Annotated in this window: 29 protein-coding genes and 1 tRNA gene; 6 read left to right on the top strand and 24 right to left on the bottom strand. The window is 40.1% G+C overall.

Annotation, left to right across the window (positions count from 1 at the left end; all coding sequences use genetic code 11):
- Positions 1–4: 4 nt before the first annotated feature.
- From rplE to rpsL, 21 genes are all read right to left on the bottom strand, one after another.
- Positions 5–544 carry a 50S ribosomal protein L5 gene (rplE, locus tag IGI44_RS01055; RefSeq protein ID WP_010742762.1) on the bottom strand — a complete coding sequence of 180 codons (540 nt, stop codon included), beginning with the start codon at positions 542–544 and terminating at the stop codon, positions 5–7.
- 26 nt (positions 545–570) lie between these two features.
- Positions 571–882, bottom strand: coding sequence for a 50S ribosomal protein L24 (rplX, locus tag IGI44_RS01050; protein ID WP_216406131.1), 312 nt, complete (start codon positions 880–882; stop codon positions 571–573).
- Between the two features lie 35 nt (positions 883–917).
- The gene (gene rplN / locus IGI44_RS01045) at positions 918–1,286 is read right to left on the bottom strand and encodes a 50S ribosomal protein L14 (protein WP_010742760.1); all 369 of its coding nucleotides are present in this window, start codon (positions 1,284–1,286) and stop codon (positions 918–920) included.
- A gap of 55 nt (positions 1,287–1,341) precedes the next feature.
- Entirely contained in the window at positions 1,342–1,608 is a 267-nt protein-coding gene (rpsQ, locus tag IGI44_RS01040) for a 30S ribosomal protein S17 (protein ID WP_010742759.1), read from the bottom strand.
- 21 nt (positions 1,609–1,629) lie between these two features.
- The gene (gene rpmC / locus IGI44_RS01035) at positions 1,630–1,821 is read right to left on the bottom strand and encodes a 50S ribosomal protein L29 (RefSeq protein WP_010747210.1); all 192 of its coding nucleotides are present in this window, start codon (positions 1,819–1,821) and stop codon (positions 1,630–1,632) included.
- On the bottom strand, positions 1,811–2,245 hold the full coding sequence (rplP, locus tag IGI44_RS01030) for a 50S ribosomal protein L16 (protein WP_010747211.1): 435 nt from the start codon (positions 2,243–2,245) through the stop codon (positions 1,811–1,813). The genes rpmC and rplP overlap by 11 nt, the downstream gene beginning before the upstream one ends.
- 2 nt (positions 2,246–2,247) lie before the next feature.
- On the bottom strand, positions 2,248–2,904 hold the full coding sequence (gene rpsC, locus IGI44_RS01025) for a 30S ribosomal protein S3 (RefSeq protein ID WP_010747212.1): 657 nt from the start codon (positions 2,902–2,904) through the stop codon (positions 2,248–2,250).
- A 13-nt stretch (positions 2,905–2,917) separates the two neighbouring features.
- Positions 2,918–3,265: a 50S ribosomal protein L22 gene (rplV, locus tag IGI44_RS01020; RefSeq protein ID WP_010742755.1), complete on the bottom strand. Its 348-nt coding sequence runs from the start codon at positions 3,263–3,265 to the stop codon at positions 2,918–2,920.
- 21 nt (positions 3,266–3,286) lie between these two features.
- Positions 3,287–3,565, bottom strand: coding sequence for a 30S ribosomal protein S19 (rpsS, locus tag IGI44_RS01015; RefSeq protein ID WP_016179475.1), 279 nt, complete (start codon positions 3,563–3,565; stop codon positions 3,287–3,289).
- Positions 3,566–3,607: 42 nt separating this feature from the next.
- A complete protein-coding gene (gene rplB / locus IGI44_RS01010; protein WP_438785901.1) occupies positions 3,608–4,441 on the bottom strand; it encodes a 50S ribosomal protein L2 in 834 nt (277 codons plus the stop codon).
- Positions 4,442–4,480: 39 nt separating this feature from the next.
- Positions 4,481–4,768, bottom strand: coding sequence for a 50S ribosomal protein L23 (locus IGI44_RS01005; protein WP_048717840.1), 288 nt, complete (start codon positions 4,766–4,768; stop codon positions 4,481–4,483).
- Positions 4,768–5,391: a 50S ribosomal protein L4 gene (gene rplD / locus IGI44_RS01000; protein ID WP_010782061.1), complete on the bottom strand. Its 624-nt coding sequence runs from the start codon at positions 5,389–5,391 to the stop codon at positions 4,768–4,770. Before rplD ends, IGI44_RS01005 begins: the two co-directional genes overlap by 1 nt.
- Before the next feature lie 28 nt (positions 5,392–5,419).
- Positions 5,420–6,049: a 50S ribosomal protein L3 gene (gene rplC / locus IGI44_RS00995; protein WP_216406138.1), complete on the bottom strand. Its 630-nt coding sequence runs from the start codon at positions 6,047–6,049 to the stop codon at positions 5,420–5,422.
- Positions 6,050–6,070: 21 nt separating this feature from the next.
- Entirely contained in the window at positions 6,071–6,379 is a 309-nt protein-coding gene (gene rpsJ / locus IGI44_RS00990; protein WP_010756438.1) for a 30S ribosomal protein S10, read from the bottom strand.
- A gap of 286 nt (positions 6,380–6,665) precedes the next feature.
- Positions 6,666–7,433 (bottom strand): type 1 glutamine amidotransferase domain-containing protein, encoded by a 768-nt coding sequence (locus tag IGI44_RS00985; RefSeq protein ID WP_438785900.1) that lies wholly within the window; start codon positions 7,431–7,433, stop codon positions 6,666–6,668.
- A gap of 625 nt (positions 7,434–8,058) precedes the next feature.
- Positions 8,059–8,193: a hypothetical protein gene (locus tag IGI44_RS00980; protein WP_002302374.1), complete on the bottom strand. Its 135-nt coding sequence runs from the start codon at positions 8,191–8,193 to the stop codon at positions 8,059–8,061.
- A 43-nt stretch (positions 8,194–8,236) separates the two neighbouring features.
- Complete coding sequence (locus IGI44_RS00975; protein ID WP_438785899.1) at positions 8,237–9,541, bottom strand: IS91 family transposase; 1,305 nt, start codon at positions 9,539–9,541, stop codon at positions 8,237–8,239.
- Between the two features lie 168 nt (positions 9,542–9,709).
- Positions 9,710–10,897, bottom strand: a complete 1,188-nt coding sequence (tuf, locus tag IGI44_RS00970; RefSeq protein WP_438785898.1) for an elongation factor Tu — start codon at positions 10,895–10,897, stop codon at positions 9,710–9,712.
- A 164-nt stretch (positions 10,898–11,061) separates the two neighbouring features.
- Positions 11,062–13,146 (bottom strand): elongation factor G, encoded by a 2,085-nt coding sequence (gene fusA / locus IGI44_RS00965; protein WP_438785897.1) that lies wholly within the window; start codon positions 13,144–13,146, stop codon positions 11,062–11,064.
- A 79-nt stretch (positions 13,147–13,225) separates the two neighbouring features.
- The gene (gene rpsG / locus IGI44_RS00960) at positions 13,226–13,696 is read right to left on the bottom strand and encodes a 30S ribosomal protein S7 (protein WP_010782066.1); all 471 of its coding nucleotides are present in this window, start codon (positions 13,694–13,696) and stop codon (positions 13,226–13,228) included.
- A 44-nt stretch (positions 13,697–13,740) separates the two neighbouring features.
- Positions 13,741–14,154: a 30S ribosomal protein S12 gene (gene rpsL / locus IGI44_RS00955; protein ID WP_010742744.1), complete on the bottom strand. Its 414-nt coding sequence runs from the start codon at positions 14,152–14,154 to the stop codon at positions 13,741–13,743.
- Between the two features lie 412 nt (positions 14,155–14,566).
- Between rpsL and rpiA the strand changes: the two genes are divergently transcribed.
- The 3 genes from rpiA (at position 14,567) to IGI44_RS00940 (ending at position 16,250) form a co-directional block, all read left to right on the top strand.
- Positions 14,567–15,247: a ribose-5-phosphate isomerase RpiA gene (gene rpiA, locus IGI44_RS00950; protein ID WP_438785896.1), complete on the top strand. Its 681-nt coding sequence runs from the start codon at positions 14,567–14,569 to the stop codon at positions 15,245–15,247.
- A 127-nt stretch (positions 15,248–15,374) separates the two neighbouring features.
- Positions 15,375–16,061, top strand: coding sequence for a 2,3-diphosphoglycerate-dependent phosphoglycerate mutase (locus IGI44_RS00945; RefSeq protein WP_438785895.1), 687 nt, complete (start codon positions 15,375–15,377; stop codon positions 16,059–16,061).
- Between the two features lie 105 nt (positions 16,062–16,166).
- Positions 16,167–16,250 (top strand) — tRNA-Leu (locus IGI44_RS00940).
- A 50-nt stretch (positions 16,251–16,300) separates the two neighbouring features.
- Here the strand turns inward: IGI44_RS00940 and udk are convergent.
- The 3 genes from udk to IGI44_RS00925 all read right to left on the bottom strand — a co-directional run bounded on the left by udk (position 16,301) and on the right by IGI44_RS00925 (position 18,412).
- Positions 16,301–16,927 (bottom strand): uridine kinase, encoded by a 627-nt coding sequence (gene udk, locus IGI44_RS00935; protein ID WP_438785894.1) that lies wholly within the window; start codon positions 16,925–16,927, stop codon positions 16,301–16,303.
- A gap of 70 nt (positions 16,928–16,997) precedes the next feature.
- Positions 16,998–17,684, bottom strand: a complete 687-nt coding sequence (locus tag IGI44_RS00930; RefSeq protein ID WP_438785893.1) for a YjjG family noncanonical pyrimidine nucleotidase — start codon at positions 17,682–17,684, stop codon at positions 16,998–17,000.
- Between the two features lie 11 nt (positions 17,685–17,695).
- Positions 17,696–18,412, bottom strand: a complete 717-nt coding sequence (locus IGI44_RS00925; protein WP_438785892.1) for a 16S rRNA pseudouridine(516) synthase — start codon at positions 18,410–18,412, stop codon at positions 17,696–17,698.
- 510 nt (positions 18,413–18,922) lie between these two features.
- Between IGI44_RS00925 and IGI44_RS00920 the strand changes: the two genes are divergently transcribed.
- The 3 genes from IGI44_RS00920 to IGI44_RS00910 all read left to right on the top strand — a co-directional run bounded on the left by IGI44_RS00920 (position 18,923) and on the right by IGI44_RS00910 (position 21,560).
- Complete coding sequence (locus IGI44_RS00920; protein ID WP_438785891.1) at positions 18,923–19,540, top strand: 50S ribosomal protein L25/general stress protein Ctc; 618 nt, start codon at positions 18,923–18,925, stop codon at positions 19,538–19,540.
- Positions 19,541–19,744: 204 nt separating this feature from the next.
- On the top strand, positions 19,745–20,068 hold the full coding sequence (locus IGI44_RS00915; RefSeq protein ID WP_438785890.1) for a DUF960 domain-containing protein: 324 nt from the start codon (positions 19,745–19,747) through the stop codon (positions 20,066–20,068).
- Positions 20,069–20,189: 121 nt separating this feature from the next.
- Positions 20,190–21,560: an MATE family efflux transporter gene (locus tag IGI44_RS00910; protein WP_438785889.1), complete on the top strand. Its 1,371-nt coding sequence runs from the start codon at positions 20,190–20,192 to the stop codon at positions 21,558–21,560.
- The last annotated feature ends 3 nt before the right edge of the window (positions 21,561–21,563 follow it).

The raw sequence follows: 21,563 nt of genomic DNA, 5'->3' as shown, positions 1-21,563 counted from the left end.
TTGATTATTTTTGGAATGGCATTCCAAGTTGTGTTAATAATTCGCGAGATTCTTCGTCTGTTTTCGCAGTTGTAACAACAACGATATCCATACCGCGGACTTTATCAACTAAATCATAATCTACTTCAGGGAAGATCAATTGTTCTTTAACACCCAAAGTAAAGTTACCACGGCCATCAAAGGATTTTTTGCTTACTCCGTGGAAGTCACGTACACGTGGAAGTGATACAGACACTAATTTGTCTAAGAATTCATACATTCTTTCTCCACGTAGTGTTACTTTCGCACCGATAGGCATTCCTTCACGTAAACGGAAACCAGCGATTGATTTTTTAGCTTTAGTGATAATTGGTTTTTGACCAGAGATCAATGCTAATTCTTCAACGGCTTTGTCTAAGTTTTTTGCATTTGATACCGCATCACCAACACCCATGTTGATGACAATTTTCTCAACTTTAGGAACTTCCATAACTGAATCATAGTTAAATTTTTCCATCAAAGATGGTGTAATTTCACTTACAAATTTTTCTTTTAGGCGGTTCATCTATAAGATCCTCCTTCCTTGTTTAATTATTTATCTAGAGCTTCGCCGGTTTTTTTAGAAACGCGGACTTTTTTACCGTCAACCACTTTGTAGCCAACGCGTGTCGCTTCTCCATTTGAAGGGTCGATCACCATAACATTAGATGCATGAATTGGTGCTTCCACCTCAACGATTCCGCCTTGAGGGGCATCTTGAGAGGCTTTTTTATGTTTTTTCACGACATTGACGCCTTCAACAACGACTTTATCTTTTTTAGGAAGGGCTTCTAATACTACGCCTTCTTTATTTCTGTCTTTACCAGAGATAACTTTTACTTTATCGCCTTTTTTAACGAACATTACTGTTGCGCACCTCCTTTGGTTGAATCTTTCGATTATAATACTTCCGGTGCCAATGAAACGATCTTCATGAAGTTGCCTTCGCGTAATTCACGAGCGACAGGTCCGAAGATACGTGTTCCTCTTGGGCTCTTGTCATCACGAATGATAACAGCTGCATTTTCATCAAATTTGATATAAGAACCGTCAGTACGACGAGCGCCTGATTTAGTTCGAACGATAACGGCTTTAACCACGTCACCTTTTTTGACAACACCACCTGGCGTTGCTTGTTTAACCGTAGCAACAATCACATCACCGATATTTGCAGTTTTGCGACCAGATCCGCCAAGAACTTTAATAGTTAAAATTTCACGGGCGCCTGAGTTGTCCGCGATTTTTAAACGGCTTTCTGCTTGGATCACTTGTGTATCCTCCTTTCAGATTTAAAAAACATCTATATAGGAAAATCTCGTGTGATTAGATAATCACTGCTTTTTCAACGATTTCAACCAGACGGAAACGTTTGGTAGCTGATAATGGACGAGTTTCCATGATTTTCACGATATCGCCAATTTTTGCTTCATTGTTTTCATCGTGAGCTTTGTATTTTTTAGAATATTTCATACGTTTACCGTAGATTGGATGGTTCTTTTTGGTTTCAACGACAACAGTGATCGTTTTGTCCATTTTGTCAGATACCACGCGTCCTTGATAAACTTTACGTTGATTTCTTTCTTCAGTCATACTGGAAATGGCCTCCTTCCACTATTTGTCAGCTTGTTCACGCAACACAGTTTTGATGCGTGCAATCGATTTACGTACTTCTTTAATACGTGCAGTGTTTTCTAATTGACCTGTTGCTAATTGGAATCTAAGATTGAACAATTCTTCTTTTAATTGTTTTTCTTGATCTAGCATTTCGGCAGTGGTTAATTCTCTGATTTCTTTAACCTTCATTCGATTCACCACCCATTTCCTCACGTTTTACGATCTTAGTCTTCATTGGTAATTTGTGAGAAGCAAGACGTAATGCTTCACGAGCAACTTCTTCAGGAACGCCAGCGATTTCAAACATGATCTTGCCGCGTTTAACTGGTGAAACCCAGCCTTCAGGAGCACCTTTACCAGATCCCATACGTACACCAATTGCTTTGGCAGTATAAGATTTGTGAGGGAAAATTTTAATCCATACTTTCCCACCACGTTTCATGTAACGAGTCATTGCAATACGGGCAGCTTCGATTTGGCGGTTAGTGATCCAATGTGAATCAACAGCTTGTAAGCCGTATTCTCCAAATGCGATTTCTTTACCACCTTTAGCTTCCCCACGCATTTTACCGCGGAATTCACGACGGTGTTTTACACGTTTAGGTACTAACATGATTATTTCCCTCCTTTCTCAGTGTTTTTCTTTGTAGGAAGAATTTCTCCACGATAAATCCACACTTTAACTCCTAGTTTTCCGTATGTTGTATCTGCTTCTTCCCATGCGTAATCGATATCGGCACGCAACGTATGAAGAGGAACTGTTCCTTCAGAGTATCCTTCTGAACGAGCGATATCCGCACCATTCAAACGACCAGATACTTGAGTTTTGATTCCTTTAGCGCCTGACCGCATAGTGCGTTGGATCGCTTGTTTTTGTGCACGACGGAAAGCAACACGGTTTTCTAATTGACGTGCGATTCCTTCTCCGACTAATTTTGCATCTAAATCTGGTTTTTTGATTTCAACGATGTTGATGTGAACTCGTTTACCAGTTAATTTATTTAATTCTTTTCTTAGGCTCTCAACTTCAGATCCGCCTTTACCGATAACCATACCAGGCTTAGCTGTGTGGATTGAAATGTTTACGCGGTTTGCAGCGCGTTCGATTTCAACAGTTGACACAGCGGCATCAGCAAGTTTCGTTGCGATGAACTTACGGATTCTCAAATCTTCGTGTAAAAATTCAGCATACTCTTTTTCAGCATACCATTTAGCATCCCACTCACGGATGATGCCTACACGCATTCCAATAGGATTTACTTTTTGACCCACTGATTATCCCTCCTTATTTTTCTGATACCACAACGGTAATATGACTTGTACGTTTATTGATTGGTGAAGCTGAACCTTTTGCACGTGGACGGAAACGTTTCATTGTTGGTCCTTCGTTAACAAATGCTTCAGAAACTACCAAATTTTCAACATCTAAGTCAAAGTTGTTTTCTGCGTTAGCAACTGCTGACATCATCACTTTTTCAATGATTCCTGCAGATTTGTTTGGTGTGAATTTCAAAATTGAAATTGCTTCTGCTACGCTTTTTCCTCTAATAAGATCGATTACTAAACGTGCTTTACGAGGAGAAGTGCGAACTGTTTTCGCAGTTGCCTTAGCTGATGTAATTTGTTCTGCCATGTTAATATCCTCCCCTCAAAATTAACGTCTTGTTTTCTTATCGTCGGCGGCATGTCCACGATAAGTTCTTGATGGTGCAAATTCACCTAATTTATGTCCTACCATGTCTTCTTGGATGTAAACTGGTACATGTTTGCGTCCGTCATAAACAGCAATTGTAAATCCTACAAAGTTAGGAAAAATTGTTGAGCGACGAGACCAAGTTTTAATAACTTTTTTCTTTTCAACACCTTGTTGTGCTTCGATCTTTTTCATCAAATGATCATCAGCGAAAGGTCCTTTTTTCAAACTACGACCCATGGTGTACCTCCTCTCAAAATATGCGACACATAGTCAATGATTTTATTTAGTCTTACGACGACGAACAATAAGCTTGTCTGATGCAGCTTTCTTGTTACGAGTTTTGTAACCCAATGCAGGTTGTCCCCATGGAGATACTGGAGCTTTACGTCCGACTGGAGCTTTACCTTCACCACCACCGTGTGGGTGATCGTTAGGGTTCATTACGCTACCACGTACAGTTGGGCGTTTACGCATCCAACGAGAACGTCCAGCTTTACCGATGTTGATCAATTCGTGTTGTTCGTTACCAACAGAACCGATAGTCGCACGGCAAGTAGCTAAGATCATACGAACTTCGCCAGAGTTTAAACGTACTAATACGTATTTTCCTTCTTTACCAAGTACTTGAGCACTTGTACCAGCAGAACGGATCAATTGTCCGCCTTTACCAGGTTTCATTTCAATGTTGTGGATTACAGTACCAACTGGAATATTTTCAAGTGGTAATGCATTTCCGATTTTGATATCTGCATCTGGTCCAGATACGATAGTCATGCCAACTTCCAAGCCTTTAGGGGCTAAGATGTAAGCTTTCACTCCGTCTGTATAATGAACTAATGCAATGTTTGCTGAGCGGTTTGGATCGTATTCGATCGTTTGAACTGTAGCAACCACGTTATCTTTATTACGTTTGAAGTCGATAACACGGTATTGACGTTTATGTCCGCCACCTTGATGACGTACAGTGATGCGACCGTTGTTGTTACGACCGGCGTTGTTTTTCAATGGTTGTAATAACGTCTTTTCAGGCGTTGAAGTAGTGATTTCAGCGAAATCAGAACTTGTCATATTACGACGACCATTTGAGGTAGGTTTGTACTTTTTAATCGCCACGTCTAGTTTCCCTCCTATTTACTAGTGATTTTTTAACGCTTATTCAGCGTCAAAAATTTGGATTTCTTTTGAATCTTCAGTTAAAGTCACAACAGCTTTGCGACGTTTTTTAGTGAAGCCTTGGTATTTACCCATACGTTTTGCTTTTGGTTTAGCATTCATAATGTTTACATTTTTAACTTTAACGTCGAAAGCAGCTTCAACCGCTTGTTTGACCAAAGTTTTGTTTGCGCGAGTGTCCACTTCGAAAGTGTATTTCTTTTCATCCATGTCTAACATAGATTTTTCAGTGATCACTGGGCGTTTAATTACGTCTAGTAAGTTCATTATGCAAGCACCTCCTCAATTTGAGTAAGAGCAGTTTGCGTTGCTAAGATTTTGTCATTAGCGACTACATCTAATACAGTAACGTTGTCTGAAGTAGTAACAGTTACGTTTGATAAGTTACGAGCAGCTAAGCCTGCAACTTCGTTTTCTGTTTCCAATACAACCAATACTTTAGAATCAATAGACAAGCTAGTTAAAACTTGTTTAAATTCTTTTGTTTTAGGTGCGTCAAAGCTTAAAGCATCAACAGCAACCAAATTATTTTCAGCAACTTTTTCTGATAAAACAGATTTAATTGCTAAGCGACGAACTTTTTTAGGAAGTTTGTAGCTGTATGAACGTGGTGTAGGTCCGAAGACAACGCCACCTCCACGCCATTGTGGTGAGCGGATAGAACCTTGACGAGCACGTCCAGTTCCTTTTTGACGCCATGGTTTGCGACCACCGCCACGAACTGCGCTACGATTTTTCACAGCGTGTGTTCCTTGTCTCAATGAAGCGCGTTGCATAACGATTGCATCGTAAACAACACTTTCATTTGGTTCAATTCCGAAGATTTCTTCATTTAAAGTGATGTCACCGTTTTGAGTTCCATCTTGTTTGAATAATGCTACAGTTGGCATTCCTTAGTTCCTCCTTTCCTCTAACTAATTATTTAGCTTTCACAGCTGATTTGATAGTGATTAATGATTTTTTAGCTCCAGGAACATTTCCTTTTACTAAGATAACGTTGCGGTCAGCGTCAACGCGAACAACTTCAAGATTTTGAATTGTTACGCGGTTGCCACCCATACGGCCAGCAAGTTTTTTATTTTTAAATACACGGTTTGGTGCAACAGGACCCATAGATCCAGGACGACGGTGATAACGAGAACCGTGAGCCATTGGGCCGCGGCTTTGTCCGTGACGTTTGATAACGCCTTGGAATCCTTTACCTTTAGTCGTTCCGGTAACATCAATGATGTCTCCAGCTTGGAAAGTATCAACTTTCACTTCTTTACCTACTTCATAGTCTCCTAGCTCAACATCTTTGAATTCTCGAATGAAGCGCTTAGGAGCCGTGTTTGCTTTTGCAACATGACCTTTCGCAGGTTTGTTAGACAAAACTTCACGCATATCTTGGTAGCCTAATTGAACAGCTTCGTAACCATCGTTTTCCATTGTTTTCACTTGTAAAACAACGTTTGGAGTAGCTTCGATTACAGTAACTGGAATAAGTTCGCCAGATTCAGTGAAGATTTGAGTCATTCCCACTTTTTTCCCTAAGATTCCTTTGGTCATGATTACACCTCCATCTTCTTATTATAGTTTGATTTCAATATTCACACCTGATGGTAAGTCAAGCTTCATTAAAGCATCAACTGTCTTCGGTGTTGGGTTCACAATGTCGATTAGACGTTTGTGAGTACGCATTTCGAATTGTTCGCGTGAATCTTTGTATTTATGAGTCGCACGGATTACAGTGTAAAGACTGCGTTCAGTTGGTAATGGAATTGGGCCAGACACGCTAGCTCCAGTTCTTTTTGCAGTTTCCACGATTTTATCCGCTGATTGATCTAAAATACCATGTTCATACGCTTTTAAACGGATACGAATTTTTTGTTTTGCCATCTTGTTCCCTCCTTCGCCTATTTTAAAAGTAGACATAGCTCCACGAAAATCTCCGTCACGCTCGTTCGTGGCAAAGCGTCCGGGCGTGTCGCAACCTCTCGTTTCAAAGCCGGCGGATTCTAAAACGAACCCCCCAGTGTCATTCGCACTTCTGCAAACAGCACCTTTATGATTATATTACACGGGGCCTATGATTGCAAGGATTTTCTAGGAAAATTTTACTTTTCTATTTTATTTTCTGAAAATAAAAATCCTTCCTTTAAAAGAAAAAAGAATAAACCTTCTATTATATAATGGAAGGTTTATTCTTTTTCTCCAAACTTCTATAAAATTCCTCGGCGAATGTATGCGCATCACCTGGCCAACGAGCCGAAATATAATTGCGATCTTGCACTACAAATGCAGGCTCATTATCACTTAACGAATCACGACGCATAGTGAAACGCCCTGACTTAAATTGGCGCGGGTCACGCAAGACTGATTTCACTTCATCTTCAACCGCTAAAGGATACGTTCGATAGTAATCTTTCAACCACAAAGCGGTAAGGTAATAGGCACTCATTTCTTGACGTTTAAGCAAAGCAGTCGTTTGATAATCATAGATAACCGATTTCCCTGTTTTGAGATCAGCAGAACGTGCCACTAAAACAGTCCCATGGCAGATCGCGCCTATTAATTTCTTTGCCGAAAAAAACTCTGCAACTTTTTTCTGTAGAATCACAGATTCTAAGTACGGCTTCATCCCTTTATCATGACCACCTGGCAATAGAATTCCATCGTAGTCAGTAACCTCGATTTCTGAATAAGTAATAGGATTTTTAAAAGAATCGCTTGAAATCATCTCTTGATAATTGTCACGTGCGCTTGTTTCTGCCATCAACACTCTTTTAAATAGTCCAAACCCTTTTCCAGTAAGCAAACGGCTGTCAGCCGACGCTACTTGACCATCTGGTGTCGCAAAGACAATCTCTACATCTTGTTTTTTTAGATAACGCCATGGCACAGCTGCTTCTGTAGGATCAAAGCCATAATGAGGCAGTGGGATAATAATCATTTTTCTTCCCCCTTGAAATTCCTTGATGCTATATTACTAAAATTTCGCAACGAGAGAAACTAATTGCATTTAAGACGAGAACGACTTCGCGGACTCGCCTAGCTTTTGTACATCAGACAGATACTGTTTCACTTCAGCTCTGCTAGCGATCGCTTTTTTCTCACCAATAAGACCAAAACGTTTCTAAGTTGCTAAGAAATACAGTGATCGTAGAGAACGAATATTGATCGGTACCTACTCAACGCTTCTCAATTTTTGAATCATTTTCGCTTATTGTCGTAACTGTATGCGCAGCTTGCCTAGAAAAGCCCATTCGTGACTCCGAACACGGATATCCCTGCTGTAAAGCGATTTATTCACATGAAGATTTTCTACTCCCTTTAAACATAAGAAAGGCTTCGCGAACTCGCACAGCTTTTGAGCAATAAGACCAAAATATTTCTAAATTGTTTCTCAAATTTCGAAATATTTTTGCTTATTGCCGATAAAGCTAGTTCGTGAAGCCGGACATGGATATTCCTGCTGTAAAGCGATTTATTTATGTGAAAATTTTATACTCCCTTTATGTATAAGAAAACCTCAGGAGAAAACCGCTCCTGAGGACTTTTTGTTTAGATGAATCATTTTATTGTCGATCACTGATTCTAAATTCGTATCCAAGTACGTTCTTATAATATTCTGGATACATCTCTCCACCGCATTTTTCGCAATCAAATTGCGGAGCGTTCTCAGGATCAAATGCAACATCTCCTGCATCCAAAAATTGAACCACTTCCTTTGGAATTTTTTCCTTTATCCCACATTCAAGACAAATGTAATGAACCACTCCATTGGAATCGAAGGCTTTTAAAAGCTGCTTCTTTTTCTTTTTCATACTTACGTTTCGATGCTTCTTCCCCAATTTTTTTATTCTCCTCTCGCATGAATCGTTCCGATTCTTTATTCTTCGCATATTTCACTACAAGTCGTCCATTTTTAGACACACTAACTCCACTAAATTCATAATATTCGCCACATCTAGTACATTCCAATGGATTTACTCCGAATTCTTCGGCTATTCGTTCACACCATGATTTTGGTTTAAGTGCTTTCTTCACATTCACAAGCATTCGTTGAATCTCTTTCTGGTAATTACTTACTACTTTTTTCATGATTGTCTTGATCCGCCGACTATAAATGCCGTATCTACGAATTGTTTTGAACTGGTTCTCTGGAATATGACGAATCAGTGCACCAATAAATTCCTCTGCCGACATCGTCTTTATCTTATCCGTGTTAGTTCGTTTATCGTGATACTGAAACATCACTATTTTCCCATCGTACAAAAGGATACGATTTAAAGCAATGGGACCACGTTTCATATAACGACTGATATATTCTAATATTTTTTTGAGAGAAGTTCGGCTCCTTTTGGGTGCATGCACGTAAAAGCCCTCTGCATTTTTCGTGTACGCCGCTTGTAAAAGCGGCTGGACTCGTGCCTTATCCCATTGGGATAAGGTTCTTCGAATAAGCTTTAGGACCGCATTCTGCCAATATTTCCTCAACATTGCGAACGGAAAATAGTCATAGTCCTTCCATTTTCCATCCTTCGTCAGTCCACCCATGGTGACGACTAAATGAACATGCGGATTGTATTCTAGCTGAGAACCGAAGGTGTGGAGTGTTGCCACAACCCCAGCTTGTATATGGTGTTTTCTAAAAAAATCTAATAGTATCCGTGCAGCTTCGTCCATTAATCCTTTTAAAAGCTCCCTACGATACTTCTCCTTCAGAAAAATCTCACGTAAACCTTCATCGATCGTGAAGATGACGTGCCGATGTGTCACTGTAAACAGATCATTCGCCGCAACCTCTGCCCACCGTTGACTTTCCCCTGTTGCACAAGTTGGACAAAATTTCCCTTTACAGCGAAAAGCAACTTTCTTTACATCATGGCATCCTTCACAGACAAATAGGCGGTAACCTTTTTTAAGGTCGCCACAATCGCGAAACTTCTTCACTTCTCTTTTCACAACGGATCGAATCCTTCTCGTGTACCTTTGATTGAACTTCTCCCAGTTCTGATATTCATCAAAGAAAATGGCGTGTAAAATATTGGGTTTCATGTCTCTAGTTTAATAGGAAAAAGACCAGATGAAAAGCGGTCAAAAGATTGATGTATCAATCCTTTGACCGCTTAAAATGTTATACTCCCTTTAATGTCAAAAAAAGAGTCACCGGCAAGCCGATGACTCTTTTACGTCCGAGCATAAAAATCTAATCGTTAAAGTTGATTAAGCTTTGATTGTTGTTACAACACCTGAACCAACAGTACGTCCGCCTTCACGAATTGAGAAACGAGTTCCGTCTTCGATCGCGATTGGGTGGATTAATTCAACTTCCATAGTTACGTTATCACCAGGCATTACCATTTCAGTACCTTCTGGTAGATCAACTACACCAGTTACGTCAGTTGTACGGAAGTAGAACTGAGGACGGTAGTTAGTGAAGAATGGAGTATGACGTCCACCTTCTTCTTTAGTTAAAACGTAAACTTCTGCAGAGAATTTTGTATGTGGAGTGATTGAAGCTGGTTTAGCCAATACTTGTCCACGTTGGATATCTTCACGTGCAACACCACGAAGTAATGCACCGATGTTATCGCCTGCTTCAGCGTAGTCTAACAATTTACGGAACATTTCAACACCTGTTACAGTTGTTTTAGCAGTTTCTTCAGCAATACCTACGATTTCAACTTCGTCACCAACGCGAACTTGTCCACGTTCAACACGACCAGTTGCAACAGTACCACGACCAGTGATTGAGAATACGTCTTCGACTGGCATCATGAATGGTTTGTCAGTATCACGAACTGGTGTTGGGATGTATTCATCAACAGCAGCCATTAATTCTAAGATTTTTTCTTCGTATGAAGCGTCGCCTTCTAAAGCTTTCAAAGCTGAACCTGCGATAACTGGAGTGTCGTCGCCTGGGAAGTCGTATTCAGACAATAAGTCACGAACTTCCATTTCAACTAATTCAAGTAATTCTTCATCATCAACCATATCCATTTTGTTTAAGAATACAACGATGTAAGGAACACCAACGTTACGAGATAACAAGATGTGTTCGCGAGTTTGAGGCATAGGGCCATCAGCAGCAGATACTACTAAGATAGCTCCGTCCATTTGAGCAGCACCAGTGATCATGTTTTTAACGTAGTCCGCGTGTCCTGGGCAGTCAACGTGAGCGTAGTGACGGTTTTCAGTTTCATACTCAACGTGAGCTGTATTGATAGTGATTCCGCGTTCGCGTTCTTCAGGAGCTCCGTCGATTTGAGCGTAGTCCATAGCTTCCGCTCCGCCTTGTTTAGCAAGTACAGTTGTAATTGCAGCAGTTAAAGTAGTTTTACCATGGTCAACGTGTCCGATAGTACCAATGTTAACATGGGGTTTTGAACGGTCAAATTTTTCTTTAGCCATTTAAAATGTTCCTCCTAAGTAAATGAGTTTAGTTTTTTATCTGATAGGTCCGCACCACATAAGCGATGCGAGCCCATATCATCAGTTAATTATTTTACATGAAACGTTGTTAAAAATACAGTTCTTTTAGAAAAAGCCGTCAAAAAACAATTGACTTTTAAGAATTATTCAGCTTTACCGCCGTTTTTCTTAATGATTTCTTCTTGAACTGATTTCGGTACATCTTCATAGTGGTCAAAGACCATCATAAATGTTCCGCGTCCTTGAGTAGAAGAACGAAGCGTTGTAGCGTAACCGAACATTTCAGCCAACGGCACAATAGCGTTAACGATTTGTGAGTTACCATGCGCTTCCATACCTTCAACACGTCCACGACGAGCAGTTACGTGACCCATAACATCACCTAAGTAATCTTCTGGAACAGTAATTGTAACTTTCATCATTGGTTCAAGGATTGATGGACTAGCTTTCTTCGCAGCAGCACGGAGCGCCATAGACGCAGCTACACGGAAGGCCGTTTCATTTGAATCGACATCATGGTATGAACCATCGTAAAGCTTCGCTTTGATGTCAACTAATGGATAGCCAGCTAATACACCGTTTGCCATAGCATCTTCTAATCCTTTTTCAACTGCAGGGATGTATTCACGAGGAACCACACCACCGACAATCGCGTTTTCGAATTCGAAGCCGGCACCTTCTTCGTTTGGTGTAAATTCGATCCATACGTGACCGTATTGACCTTTACCACCAGACTGACGTACAAACTTACCTTCTGCATTAGTAGCAGCACGGAATGTTTCACGATAAGATACTTGAGGTGCACCAACGTTAGCATCTACTTTAAACTCACGACGCATACGGTCAACCAATACGTCCAAGTGAAGTTCTCCCATACCAGCGATAACTGTTTCGCCAGTTTCAACGTTTGTTTCAACGCGGAATGAAGGATCTTCTTCAGCAAGTTTTTGTAAAGCAACACCCATTTTATCTTGGTCAGCTTTTGATTTAGGTTCAACAGCGACTTCGATAACTGGATCAGGGAATTCGATTGATTCAAGGATAACTGGTGATTTTTCATCACATAAAGTATCCCCAGTTGTTGTATCTTTCAAACCAACAGCGGCAGCGATATCACCTGAATAAACCGTTTCGATTTCTTTACGAGTGTTCGCATGCATTTGTAGGATACGTCCGATACGTTCGCGTTTGCCTTTAGAAGCATTCAACACGTATGAACCAGAGTTTAACACACCTGAGTAAACACGGAAGAAAGTTAGACGACCTACGAATGGGTCAGTCATTACTTTAAACGCTAATGATGAGAATGGTGCTGAATCGTCAGCTGGACGTTCAGTTTCTTCATCAGTTTTAGGGTTGAAACCTTTGATTGCAGGTACATCAGTTGGCGCTGGAAGATAGTCAATGACTGCATCCAACATCAATTGAACACCTTTATTCTTGAAGGCTGAACCACATAGTACTGGGTAGAAGTCTACTGCTAGAGTTGCGTTACGGATACCTGCTTTCAATTCTTCTTCAGTGATTTCTTCACCTTCCAAGAATTTCATCATTAGGTCTTCATCAGTATCAGCAACTGCTTCAACTAATTTTTCACGCCATTCTTCAGCTTGTTCTTGATATTCAGCAGGAATTTCAGTTTCTTGAATTTCCGTACCTAAATCGTTTGTGTAAATTTCAGCTTTCATTTTGACTAAGTCAATGATTCCAGTGAAATCATCTTCCGCACCAATTGGTAATTGGATTGGATGAGCATTCGCTTGCAAACGATCATGTAAAGTGCTTACTGAGTAAAGGAAGTCCGCACCGATTTTGTCCATTTTGTTACAGAATACAATACGTGGAACGCCGTATTCTGTTGCTTGACGCCAAACAGTTTCTGTTTGTGGTTCTACACCTGATTGTGAGTCCAACACAGTTACTGCACCGTCAAGTACACGTAATGAACGTTGAACTTCGATTGTGAAGTCCACGTGTCCTGGGGTATCAATGATGTTTACGCGGTGACCTTTCCATTGCGCTGTAGTAGCAGCAGAGGTGATCGTGATACCACGTTCTTGTTCTTGTTCCATCCAGTCCATTTGAGAAGCGCCTTCGTGGGTTTCTCCAATTTTATGGATTTTACCAGTGTAGTATAAGACACGCTCTGTTGTTGTTGTTTTACCAGCGTCAACGTGAGCCATGATCCCGATATTACGAGTATTATCTAGAGAAAATTCTCTTGCCATTTCTTTGTTTGCTCCTCTCTTATATTAAATAAATGTTGTTTGGCCAGACATCTGTTGACCTTCGTCAGCAGAAAAAATCTTACCAACGATAATGAGCAAATGCACGGTTGGCTTCCGCCATTTTGTGTGTATCTTCGCGTTTTTTCACAGAAGCTCCAGTATTGTTAGCAGCATCCATGATTTCTTTTGCCAAGCGTTCTTCCATTGTATGTTCCCCACGCAAACGAGCGTAGTTTACAACCCAACGAAGACCTAAAGTAGTACGACGTTCTGGACGTACTTCAACGGGTACTTGATAGTTAGAACCCCCAACACGGCGAGCTTTAACTTCTAATACAGGCATAATATTTTCCATTGCTTGTTCAAAAACTTCCAATGGATCATTTCCTGTTGATTCTTTAATAGTGCTAAAAGCATTGTATACGATATTTGAAGCAGTACCACGTTTGCCGTCAACCATTACACGGTTGATTAAACGAGTTACTAACTTAGAGTTATACATAGGATCTGGCAAAACATCACGTTTTGCAATCGTTCCTTTACGAGTCATACGTAACTCCTCCTTCCGAAAATATGTCTTATCTATTCGTTTGATTAAGCTTTAGGTTTTTTAGTACCGTATTTAGAACGGCTTTGTTTACGATCGTTAACACCGGCAGTATCTAGTGCGCCACGAACGATATGGTAACGTACCCCTGGTAAGTCTTTTACACGACCACCACGTAATAGAACAACACTATGTTCTTGTAGGTTATGGCCGATACCTGGAATATAAGCTGTTACTTCGATCAAGTTTGACAAACGAACACGAGCATATTTACGCAATGCTGAGTTGGGTTTCTTAGGTGTCATAGTCCCCACACGTGTACAAACTCCACGTTTTTGTGGTGAGTTCACGTTTGTTTGAGCTTTTTTAAAGCTGTTATATCCTTTGTTCAATGCTGGTGAATTTGATTTTTCCACCTTTGATTTACGAGGTTTACGTACTAATTGATTAATTGTAGGCATTCCTTGTTTCCTCCTTCCTCGATCCGCTTTCTAGTACCACACATCCTGGTGGTTCTTTTTCAGCGATAAAAAATAATGCATCCCTGCATTCTCTATCAAGCGTACTTCGACACAGTCAGCACGTCTCAGTCGAGAGACCTGTTCACAAAGCACCTTTGATAGCATACCATGATTGATTTTAGCTGTCAACAAACTATTTAGAGTTTTTTTCATCTTTCTTAAAGGGAACTTTTCCCCTGCCAACATCGCCTATAATAAGAAAAAATTTATTCCGCAGAACATTCTTCTCGTTTCCCGATACAGCGGTAAATAAAACGCCTTCACTTTTTTGGTCTTTTTTACTTAAAAGGCTATCTTTTTTCTTTTATTGCGATTACAATGGACGTAACTAAGCAAAAGGTGGGATTTTTCAATGAATTTGAAAGAGTTAGTTGGGATCGAAGCAGCAAAATTTGTCAAAGATGGAATGACTGTTGGATTAGGAACTGGATCGACAGCCTACTATTTAGTGAAGGAACTTGGACGCCGTGTAAATGAAGAAGGTTTAAAGATCACAGGCGTTGTTACTTCTTCTAAGACAGAGGAACAAGCAAAGGAATTAGGTATTCCATTAAAGGCCATTGATGATGTAGAATCGGTAGATCTTACGATTGATGGCGCAGATGAAATCAGCGATGATTTTCAAGGAATCAAAGGTGGCGGCGCTGCCCTTCTTTTCGAAAAAGTCGTTGCAACGTATTCAAAGGACTGCATCTGGATTGTTGATGAGAGTAAAATGGTCAGTAAACTAGGGAACTTTCCATTACCCGTTGAAGTCGTCCCATTTGGCAGTCATAATGTCTTTCGCCTGTTTGAATCAAAGGGATACAAACCAACGTGGCGGACGACGGATACTAACGAACTGCTAACTACAGATGGTGGTCATTACATCATTGATCTTCATTTAGAAGTCATCGACGATCCTCACGCTTTAGCCGCAGAACTGGATACGTGTGTCGGAGTTGTAGAGCATGGATTGTTCATTGACATGATTTCACGTGTAATCGTTGGCACACCCGAAGGTCCTAAAATCTTGGAAGTTCCAAAGATTTAGTAAAAAAATCCCTTTAAAGCTTGTGTTTTGATAAAAAACACACTCAATTTAATGGAAATCACGGCAGAAACATTGTACAATGAATCAGGAATTGAAAATTTCAGAAATTTCAAAAGGAGAGAATGTTATGCCAAAATTAGTTTTTTCTCGTCACGGCTTAAGTGAATGGAACAAATTGAACCAATTTACAGGCTGGGCAGACGTTGATTTGGCTCCAGAAGGTGTCGAAGAAGCAAAAGAAGGCGGCCGTAAAATCAAAGAAGCAGGAATTGAATTTGATGTAGCTTACACATCTGTTTTAACTCGTGCGATCAAAACTTGTAACTATATTCTTGAAGAATCTGACCAACTTTGGGTACCAACTGTAAAATCTTGGCGCTTAAACGAACGTCATTATGGTAAATTACAAGGCTTGAACAAAAAAGAAACTGCTGAAAAATATGGTGATGAACAAGTTCATATTTGGCGTCGTTCATACGATGTATTGCCTCCATTAATGGAAGCAACTGACGAAGGTTCTGCAGCTCAAGATCGTCGTTACGCAATGTTAGACCCTCGCGATATCCCTGGTGGCGAAAACTTGAAAGTTACTTTGGAACGCGCATTACCTTTCTGGCAAGACGAAATCGCTCCTGCTTTGAAAGACGGAAAAACTGTTTTGGTTGCTGCACATGGTAACTCTTTACGTGCATTAGCTAAACACATCGAAGGTATTTCTGACGAAGACATCATGGACTTAGAAATCCCAACAGGTCAACCACTTGTTTATGACTTAAACGATGATTTAACCGTTGCTAAAAAATACTATTTATAATTAATTTTCTCCCGACTCTCTATAATGAGTCGGGATTTTTTATTATGATCAGTATTATTATGGCGCATTTTAATTTTTGTGCTAAAATGAAAAGGTACTTTAATTGCGGTCGTGGCGGAATTGGCAGACGCGCTAGCTTCAGGCGCTAGTGGTAGCAATACCGTGGAAGTTCGAGTCTTCTCGGCCGCATAACAAGATACGCTAAAAGAGCAAGACAGAAAAATTTCTGTCTTGCTCTTTTACTCATGATTCAAAAAACTTGCTACTTTAGTTGCAATCAAATCAATCGCTACGTGATTTTCGCCACCCTCTGGTACGATGATATCTGCATAACGTTTAGTTGGCTCGATGAATTGATGATACATCGGTTTTACCACTGTCAGATATTGATCGATTACCGATTCCAAGGTTCGACCGCGTTCGTTCATATCCCGCTTGATCCGACGAATAATTCGTATATCGTCATCCGTATCGACATAAATCTTGATATCCATCATATCACGTAAACGTTCATCCTCTAATATTAGAATTCCTTCTAATATAATGACTTCCTTTGGTTCTTGGACATAAACCTCATCACTGCGTGTATGAGCTACATAATCATAGATCGGCACTTCCACCGATTGATATTCTATTAAATCCTTTAAATGTTCGATTAATAAATCCGTATCAAACGCAAACGGATGGTCATAGTTCGTTTTTAATCGTTCTTCAAAGCTGATACCGCTTTGGTCTTTGTAATAAGAATCATGCTCCAGCATCATGATCGAATGATCGGGAAACCGATTGTAGATCGCGCGGCTGACACTTGTTTTTCCACTTCCTGAACCGCCCGTTACACCAATAATGATCGGCTTGTTTTTCATGCAAGTAAAACCTCTTTCGTTTTTCATTAGTCCTATTATAGCGAAACATGAACAAAATGCTATAAAAAACTTAAAAATCTTCCAAAATCTGATAGAGGTCGGTTAGTTTTTTAATCTGGAAGGTTGGTTTGATTTCCTTCGCTTCATTTCCAGAAGGGTTCATCCAGATCGTATCAATCCCAGCGATTTGGCCACCTTTAATATCTGATGTTAAAGAATCGCCGATAATCACCGTTTTTTCTTTCTCCAGCTTTGGAATCTCCCTAAATACGATATCGAAGAATTCTTTCATTGGTTTGTGAACACCCATCTCCTCAGAAATAAAGAATTTCTTGAAATAGGGCGCTAAGCCAGATTTTGTTAAACGTTGGTGTTGTGTAGCGGATACTCCATTAGTCACTACGTAAAGATCCTTTTTGTAACTCAGGTTTTCTACCACTTCCAAACTATCCGCTATCAATTGATGTCCCTGATTCAAATAGTGGCGGTAGCGTGCCTCTGTTTCTGGTCCATCCACTTCTCGTTCGTATTGCTCAAAAAATAAACGAAATCGGTTATCAAGCAATTCTTGACGAGAAAGTAGTCCCGCTTCATGATCACGCCAAAAAGCCTGATTCATTTTTTTGTAATGATTTTTTACTGTTAAGGATGGCTCTACACCCATATCTTGAAACAGCCAGCTTAACGCCTGTTCTTCTGCTGCTTTAAAATCCAGCAACGTATCATCAATATCAAATAAAATTGTTTCGTATCCCATCTTCAAACCTTCTATCTAAAATATGATTTTAATTGTTGCAGCTCAGCAAGTGTCAGTGAACGATATTCTCCCTCTGCTAAATCTTCTGGTAACTTTAATGGTCCCATCGCTAGACGTGTTAAACGCGTTACTTTTTTCCCGCAAGCCAAAAACATTTTTTTGACTTGGTGAAACTTTCCTTCTTTAATCATCAGCAAAACTTCTGAGTTGTCGGGCTCTGAATGCACTATCTCTAAATACGCTGGCTGACAACGTACCCCTCCGTTGAAAACAATCCCTTTTTCAAAAGCCTTCACATCCTCAAGCGTCACGGCTTCATTGATTGTAGCCCTATAGGTCTTTATGACTTTTGCAGCTGGCTGCAGAAGGTCGTACCCTAGTTGCCCATTATTAGTTAAGAACAATAACCCTGTTGTGTCGCGGTCTAAACGTCCAACTGGATATAAATCAGCTGGGCGTTCTTCCTCTTTTACCAGTTCGGTTGCTGTTTGAAACTTGCTGTCTTTTTTCGCAGTTACAACACCTGCTGGTTTATTCAACAAGTAATACACGTGATTCGTTTGCAGCTTCTTTCCATTTACCTGAATCTCATGAATCTGACTATCGACATTTCGTTGTGGATTCAATTCTATTGTTCCATCGACTAAAACCTTTTTCATTAGAAATAAACGTTTCATTTCTTTTCGTGTCGTCTTCAGATCTTGCTCAATCACTTTGTCTAATCGCATGATGAAACTCCTTCAATCTATCGGACTCATTATACCGAATTTCAATAAAAAGACAAAACGCTCAAGCTCAGCCTTGATCTTTCATTTTTTGAAGTTAAAACGCTAGGAATACTTCTAATTGTAAATTATCTATTAAATTCTGCATGCTCATTTAAACTCTTGTATCTGCCAATAACGTGCTCGCTACGCTATTGGCAGCCAAAAATAATTCCGCTTTACATTGTCAACAGAGTTAATACTTGCATTTTGATTAGATAAGCCCTAGAATTTAATTATACGAGTCAGAGATTCGTATGATTAAGTGAATCGACACTCAGGTGTCAAAGGTTTCTCATACACAGCGTTACGACCTGGTAGAGAAAGTTGAACGTAGACTTTTTTTGGACAGTTGTGTATACGACTGTCTTTTTGCGTTTTTTCGCAAAGCCATTGTGCTGAGAATAACCCGTCACTTAAATAAAACCTGTCTGATAAACCACAGACAGTCACATTTTAAGGAGGAATTTGGTTATGGCAGTATCATTGAAAGTAGAAGAAAGAGCAACTCGTCCCCGTTCCATTCGCAACAAATTACGTCACGAAGGAAAAGTTCCTGCAGTCGTTAATGGCTACAAGGTTGAAAGTACACCTATCTCCATCGACGAACGTGAGTTTTCAGCATTGCTACGTGAAAATGGAGCAAACACTGTATTCACTCTTGAAATCGGTGGAAAAAAAGTAAACACGCTATTACGCGACACACAATTCGACACCTTCACACATCGTTTGACACATATCGAATTAGTATCTGTGAACTTGTCAGAAGAAACCGAAGCTGAAACAGAAATCAATCTAGTTGGTGAATCTGTTGGTGTGAAAGCTGGCGGTGTATTAACTCAAACGCTATACACAGCAACTGTTTCCGCAACACCAGAAAAATTACCAGAAGGCATCGATGTCGATATCTCTGGATTAGAAATTGGTCAATCCATCTCTGTTGGTGATCTTCCTAAAAATGAAGACTACACAATCGTAACTGATGCAGAAGAACAAATCGCTTCTGTCCAAGAAGCGCAAGAACTTCCTGAAGAAGATACAGCTGCTGAAGGTGCTGAACCAGAAGTAATCGGTGAATCAACCGAAGAATAATAATTGAGCAAGAGAGTACCGCTTTTAAGCGGTACTCTCTTTTTATGCAAAAAAGGGCCTTTCCCTTCAACACGACAAAATATTTACTTTTTCTTATAGATCAAGCGCTATGAGTGGTCTTTTCTGCGAAAAAGAATTACAATAAGTCACTACAAGGCTTACTCGTACTTTAAGTAAGTGATTCCAACTAAAGGAGGAAAATCTATGTTTGAAACATTTGATTCTAAAAAAAGTCGTTATGCCTCTGTCGGTGTGGTATCCAGCTTGCCAGGCGAGCTGATTGATAGTATCTGGTATATCATTGACCTAGACTTAAAGGGCTTGATCCCATTAGACAATATCTTAAGTTTTGATCTAATCAATAATGACGGTCGTGTTACAATGCACTTTTCTCAAGAAGGCAGTAGCGTCGAGATGGGCATTGATCTTCCATTTGGCTATTCAAACGACTTCCCACAAGAAGTTTATGCCTATGATGACGGAAGCCGTCAAACGATTCTTTTACCAAATGAGATTCGTCAACGTTAATTTCTGAGACAACCTTTCTTAAGGGTTGTCTTTTTTTCTTAACTTTTTGCCCAAGACACTTGCTTTCAGAAAATTTTGTGGTAATATCAATCAGAAAATTTTATTAGAAAGCGGGAAAAAGATGAAAGAGTTAACTCGAGGAAATCCGGCAAAGCTGATTATTTTATTCGCCTTGCCTTTGTTTGTAGGAAATGTTTTTCAACAATTTTATAGCATGGTCGACATGATCGTAGTTGGACAAACATTAGGAAAAGATGCTTTGGCCGCAGTCGGAGCTACTAGCAGTGTGAGTTTTTTGATCATTGGTTTTGCACAAGGATTAACATCGGGGCTCTCTATTATTACCGCTCAGCGCTTCGGTGCCAAAGATGCTCAAGGTGTACGAAAAAGCTTCGCTACTTCAATTATCATCAGTCTTGGTGTAACAGTAATTTTGACCACGTTAAGTTTATTGTTCTTACGCCCATTGCTCTTGCTGATGCAGACACCTCCAGAATTATTGGATCAAGCACAGGAATTCATTTCAATCCTTTTAGGCGGGATCTTTGCATCAATGGCGTTTAATCTTTTATCAAATATGGTACGAGCATTAGGCGATAGCCGCACGCCATTGTTTTTCTTAGCCTTTGCAGTTGTCATTAATGTCGTTTTAGATCTAGTCTTTATTATTTATTTTCATATGGGTGTCGCTGGTGCAGGGTTTGCAACAGTCATTGCACAAGTTGCCGCAAGCTTAATGTGCGTTTGGTTTATTAGAAGAAAAATTCCACTGCTGCAAATCAGCCGCAAGCATTTTTCTCTTAATAAAGAAGAGTTGCGCATCCACCTGAATTCTGCCTTGCCTATCGGATTTCAATCGTCAATTATAGCAATTGGTGCTGTCATCTTACAATCTGCATTGAATACGTTGGGAACTGATGTTGTTGCTGCACAGACGACTGCAAGTCGAATTGATCAACTTGCAATTTTACCGATGATGTCGTTTGGAATCACGATGGCAACTTTTACCGCTCAAAACTTTGGAGCGAAAGAATATGGACGAATTTTACTTGGTGTGAAGCAATGTCTGATGATGAGTGGGGTATTTAGTATTTTTGTCGGTATTTTAGTAATCACATGTGGACATTACTTCGTTGCTCTTTTCGTCAATCCTAGCGAAGTTCATGTGTTTCAACTAACACAAACCTATTTCGTTATCAATGGTTCGTTATATTGGGTGTTAGCGATATTGTTCATCCTTCGTTATACCTTACAAGGGTTAGGTCAAGCAAAAATCCCGACGATTGCCGGGATTATGGAACTTGTTATGCGTTCCTTCGCTGCGATTATTTTGACGCACTCCTTTGGATTTGCCGGAGCGGCGTTTGCTTCGCCGTTGGCTTGGATGGGATCAACCGCTGTCTTGTTGGCTTCCTACTTTAAGGCTATGCGCCACCTAAGAAAATTAGACCAAGAACAAAACCCACAACTAGAAATAAAAAGTGAGGCCTAGGCC

It is taken from the genome of Enterococcus sp. DIV0756, assembly GCF_051710745.1.
Classification (GTDB): domain Bacteria; phylum Bacillota; class Bacilli; order Lactobacillales; family Enterococcaceae; genus Enterococcus_A.
This window is presented reverse-complemented; position numbering and strand designations above follow the sequence as displayed.

What these genes read in the sequence shown, in the direction of transcription:
- rplE (WP_010742762.1), bottom strand. Translation starts at nt 544, where the DNA reads ATGAACCGCCTAAAAGAAAAATTTGTAAGTGAAATTACACCATCTTTG.
- rplX (WP_216406131.1), bottom strand. Translation starts at nt 882, where the DNA reads ATGTTCGTTAAAAAAGGCGATAAAGTAAAAGTTATCTCTGGTAAAGAC.
- rpsQ (WP_010742759.1), bottom strand. Translation starts at nt 1,608, where the DNA reads ATGACTGAAGAAAGAAATCAACGTAAAGTTTATCAAGGACGCGTGGTA.
- rpmC (WP_010747210.1), bottom strand. Translation starts at nt 1,821, where the DNA reads ATGAAGGTTAAAGAAATCAGAGAATTAACCACTGCCGAAATGCTAGAT.
- rplP (WP_010747211.1), bottom strand. Translation starts at nt 2,245, where the DNA reads ATGTTAGTACCTAAACGTGTAAAACACCGTCGTGAATTCCGCGGTAAA.
- rplV (WP_010742755.1), bottom strand. Translation starts at nt 3,265, where the DNA reads ATGGCAGAACAAATTACATCAGCTAAGGCAACTGCGAAAACAGTTCGC.
- rpsS (WP_016179475.1), bottom strand. Translation starts at nt 3,565, where the DNA reads ATGGGTCGTAGTTTGAAAAAAGGACCTTTCGCTGATGATCATTTGATG.
- IGI44_RS01005 (WP_048717840.1), bottom strand. Translation starts at nt 4,768, where the DNA reads ATGAACTTACTAGACGTAATTAAACGCCCAGTGATCACTGAAAAATCT.
- rplD (WP_010782061.1), bottom strand. Translation starts at nt 5,391, where the DNA reads ATGCCAACTGTAGCATTATTCAAACAAGATGGAACTCAAAACGGTGAC.
- rplC (WP_216406138.1), bottom strand. Translation starts at nt 6,049, where the DNA reads ATGACCAAAGGAATCTTAGGGAAAAAAGTGGGAATGACTCAAATCTTC.
- rpsJ (WP_010756438.1), bottom strand. Translation starts at nt 6,379, where the DNA reads ATGGCAAAACAAAAAATTCGTATCCGTTTAAAAGCGTATGAACATGGT.
- IGI44_RS00985 (WP_438785900.1), bottom strand. Translation starts at nt 7,433, where the DNA reads ATGATTATTATCCCACTGCCTCATTATGGCTTTGATCCTACAGAAGCA.
- IGI44_RS00975 (WP_438785899.1), bottom strand. Translation starts at nt 9,541, where the DNA reads ATGAAACCCAATATTTTACACGCCATTTTCTTTGATGAATATCAGAAC.
- tuf (WP_438785898.1), bottom strand. Translation starts at nt 10,897, where the DNA reads ATGGCTAAAGAAAAATTTGACCGTTCAAAACCCCATGTTAACATTGGT.
- fusA (WP_438785897.1), bottom strand. Translation starts at nt 13,146, where the DNA reads ATGGCAAGAGAATTTTCTCTAGATAATACTCGTAATATCGGGATCATG.
- rpsG (WP_010782066.1), bottom strand. Translation starts at nt 13,696, where the DNA reads ATGACTCGTAAAGGAACGATTGCAAAACGTGATGTTTTGCCAGATCCT.
- rpsL (WP_010742744.1), bottom strand. Translation starts at nt 14,154, where the DNA reads ATGCCTACAATTAATCAATTAGTACGTAAACCTCGTAAATCAAAGGTG.
- rpiA (WP_438785896.1), top strand. Translation starts at nt 14,567, where the DNA reads ATGAATTTGAAAGAGTTAGTTGGGATCGAAGCAGCAAAATTTGTCAAA.
- IGI44_RS00945 (WP_438785895.1), top strand. Translation starts at nt 15,375, where the DNA reads ATGCCAAAATTAGTTTTTTCTCGTCACGGCTTAAGTGAATGGAACAAA.
- udk (WP_438785894.1), bottom strand. Translation starts at nt 16,927, where the DNA reads ATGAAAAACAAGCCGATCATTATTGGTGTAACGGGCGGTTCAGGAAGT.
- IGI44_RS00930 (WP_438785893.1), bottom strand. Translation starts at nt 17,684, where the DNA reads ATGGGATACGAAACAATTTTATTTGATATTGATGATACGTTGCTGGAT.
- IGI44_RS00925 (WP_438785892.1), bottom strand. Translation starts at nt 18,412, where the DNA reads ATGCGATTAGACAAAGTGATTGAGCAAGATCTGAAGACGACACGAAAA.
- IGI44_RS00920 (WP_438785891.1), top strand. Translation starts at nt 18,923, where the DNA reads ATGGCAGTATCATTGAAAGTAGAAGAAAGAGCAACTCGTCCCCGTTCC.
- IGI44_RS00915 (WP_438785890.1), top strand. Translation starts at nt 19,745, where the DNA reads ATGTTTGAAACATTTGATTCTAAAAAAAGTCGTTATGCCTCTGTCGGT.
- IGI44_RS00910 (WP_438785889.1), top strand. Translation starts at nt 20,190, where the DNA reads ATGAAAGAGTTAACTCGAGGAAATCCGGCAAAGCTGATTATTTTATTC.